The sequence below is a fragment of the Streptococcus sp. M334 genome (assembly GCF_000187745.1).
Taxonomy (GTDB): Bacteria; Bacillota; Bacilli; order Lactobacillales; family Streptococcaceae; genus Streptococcus.
In genome coordinates this window covers 257,544-260,245 of the sequence record NZ_GL732488.1, presented here as the reverse complement: position 1 = coordinate 260,245, position 2,702 = coordinate 257,544, and the positions used below count along the sequence as shown (strand labels likewise).

General features: G+C 39.3%; 1 protein-coding gene, 6 tRNA genes and 1 pseudogene. 6 read left to right on the top strand and 2 right to left on the bottom strand.

Going from position 1 to position 2,702, the window contains the following annotated elements; genetic code table 11:
• The first annotated feature begins 37 nt into the window (after positions 1-37).
• From HMPREF0851_RS11315 to HMPREF0851_RS11290, 6 genes are all read left to right on the top strand, one after another.
• Positions 38-127 (top strand) — tRNA-Ser (locus HMPREF0851_RS11315).
• A 10-nt stretch (positions 128-137) separates the two neighbouring features.
• Positions 138-211 (top strand) — tRNA-Met (locus HMPREF0851_RS11310).
• A 3-nt stretch (positions 212-214) separates the two neighbouring features.
• A tRNA-Phe gene (locus HMPREF0851_RS11305) sits at positions 215-287 on the top strand.
• 20 nt (positions 288-307) lie between these two features.
• A tRNA-Gly gene (locus HMPREF0851_RS11300) sits at positions 308-378 on the top strand.
• Between the two features lie 34 nt (positions 379-412).
• Positions 413-486 (top strand) — tRNA-Ile (locus HMPREF0851_RS11295).
• Positions 487-492: 6 nt separating this feature from the next.
• A tRNA-Ser gene (locus HMPREF0851_RS11290) sits at positions 493-580 on the top strand.
• A 116-nt stretch (positions 581-696) separates the two neighbouring features.
• Here the strand turns inward: HMPREF0851_RS11290 and birA are convergent.
• Positions 697-1,632 carry a bifunctional biotin--[acetyl-CoA-carboxylase] ligase/biotin operon repressor BirA gene (gene birA, locus HMPREF0851_RS11285; RefSeq protein ID WP_000844491.1) on the bottom strand — a complete coding sequence of 312 codons (936 nt, stop codon included), beginning with the start codon at positions 1,630-1,632 and terminating at the stop codon, positions 697-699.
• Between the two features lie 280 nt (positions 1,633-1,912).
• A pseudogene (locus tag HMPREF0851_RS15350) lies at positions 1,913-2,702 on the bottom strand (IS30 family transposase); the annotation flags it as partial.

The following is a 2,702-nucleotide window of genomic DNA, read 5'->3' as shown; positions in this document are numbered from 1 at the left end:
GTAGGTTCAAGTCCTACAAGGTCCATTTGAATATTATGGAGGATTACCCAAGTCCGGCTGAAGGGAACGGTCTTGAAAACCGTCAGGCGTGTAAAAGCGTGCGTGGGTTCGAATCCCACATCCTCCTTTTGTATTAACGCGGGATGGAGCAGCTCGGTAGCTCGTCGGGCTCATAACCCGAAGGTCGTAGGTTCAAATCCTGCTCCCGCAATAAGGCTCGGTAGCTCAGTTGGTAGAGCAATGGATTGAAGCTCCATGTGTCGGCGGTTCGATTCCGTCTCGCGCCATTTTTACTTATAGTATGTATGCGGGTGTAGTTTAGTGGTAAAACTACAGCCTTCCAAGCTGTTGTCGCGAGTTCGATTCTCGTCACCCGCTTTGAACTTTGTTCAAATTACCAAGTTTTTAACTTGGGCGCGTAGCTCAGGTGGTTAGAGCGCACGCCTGATAAGCGTGAGGTCGGTGGTTCGAGTCCACTCGTGCCCATTAATTGGAGAATTACTCAAGAGGCTGAAGAGGACGGTTTGCTAAATCGTTAGGTCGGGTAACTGGCGCAAGGGTTCGAATCCCTTATTCTCCGTTTTTAATGAGGGTTTATAACTCTCTTTTTTTCTTTCTTTTTAATATTATAAAAACTACAGATGTGTAGAATTTAATTGAATTACTCATCTGTAGTTATTTTATAATTGTATTATTTTACTTCCAACTCTTGAGTGAAATTTCGCCACTATTGAGCCAGATTTCTTTTCTGTTATCACATTGAACTAAAAGCTTGCCATTTTCTGAGATATCTTTAGCAAGTCCCTTGTAGTCTTTTTGATCCAGTGTGAAAGTAACTTCTTTTCCTAGAACGAATGACTGTTTTTTATAGAGGTATAATAACTCATCTGCTGGTGTTTCGAAGAAAATACGCCAGATTTCTATGATTAATTCATTCCTTGTTATAGGAGCTGGTGCTTTAAATAAACTAGCAGCTTTTTCTTTTAATTCCTGGGGGAAGTCTTTAATAGTGAAATTGATACCTACTCCAATAATGATATCTGTGACTAAGCCAGTTTCTACAGAGGTCATTGCCTCAGTAAGGATTCCTCCAATTTTATGATTGTTTAGGTAGATATCATTGACCCATTTTATGTTGACATCTATTAAAGTTAGGTTCTTAATGGCTTTGTAGACAGCTCCTGCTACAAGTAGTGTGTAGGATGGTAATTTGTCATAGGGGAGATTTGGTTTAAGATGGAGTGTCATATAAATACCACCTTGTGGTGAGTAGAAGGAACGTTGAAATCGGCCTCGGCCTGCTGTTTGATAGGAAGCTAGATAGAGGGTATTTGCTTCATGTCCTAAATCAATTGCTTCTTTTGCATCTAGTTGTGTTGATTTTGTTTCGAGTTTAAAGCTGACTTTAATTGGAAGATTTTCTTCTAGAATCTCTGGAAGAATAAGGTCACCATTCATCAGTTTATATCCTTTGTTTTTGATGCTATTAATTTCAATGCCTTCTTGTTCTAGTCGCTTGATGGCTTTCCAAATTGATGTTCGGCTTAGGGATAGTTCTTCTGCAATTTTTTCTCCGCTGATATAGTCGGTTTCTTTAGCTAGAATATGGTAGACAGCTTGGTAGGATTTCATAGTGTTGCCTTTCTTTAAGAATAGTATATGATTTGAATCTAGTTTGGATAGTTGCTTCTAATCTTTATTTTATTACTACTATTTTAACATATGTCTAGTATTTTCGGCACGATTTTTTGGAGTGAATCTAGTCATTAAGCTTGAGTTTTGAAATCTCAGTATTTTTGCTTCCTTTTGGTAAATTCCCAAACTAACTTCCACCGCTAATCCAAGTGGAAGTTAGTCTGATAAAAATCATAAAAACCAGTAGAATTCCGTGTCAGGGTAAGTTCCACTGGTTTTAATACTGCTTGATTTCATCGCTTTTGTAGCCGAAAGGAATCGGAAAAAAGAGCGCACAAAATCCTCTCATCTGAAAGCGTTTCAAATTAAGTTCCGCTATGGTGGAAGTTAGTGTGAGATGTTTGAATGGGGTTTTAGAAATGCCAAGAAGTTTAGGAATCTCTTCTCCATAAGTAAAGTCAAAAAGTTCATAGGCTGACTTTCCATTCAAAGCAACGCGTTTGACGCTGTTGACATGCGAACAAACTAGATTGATGTCCTCCTGAGTTAAGTTGTCAAAAGAAGTTCCCTTAGGTAGAATGTCGCGAATTAGCGTGTGATTTTTCTCAATTCTGCCTTTCTGGTCAGAGCGATTAGGATCACAAAAGAAAAGTTTACTCTCTCCTCAAACATCCATTTCGATGTCATCAACCCTGGCAAACTCTCCACCATTATCTGTGAGGATGACAGGAAAGAGTTGACAGAAATCTTTATCCGCTTGGTGAAGGGTGTTCTTGATATCATAGAGGTGTTTAGTAACCTCAAGGGCAGTTTTATTATCCAGAAGCCTAGCGAAGATAAAGTTACAGAAAGATAAATTGAAGGTGAGTAGGACTTTACCTCCCATCCTCCCTATAACGGTGTCCATTTCCAGCCAAGAATTCAGTTGGTTAAGGGATAAATAATTTTGGAAATCCTCATAGGAGCGGCCTTTTTTTGCTTCTTTAGGAATGGAAGGTAGCTTACTTTTCCGTCTTTCTTTGAATTTAACGGCTCTGGCTAGGTCAATCGGAGCGATAGATAGGTAT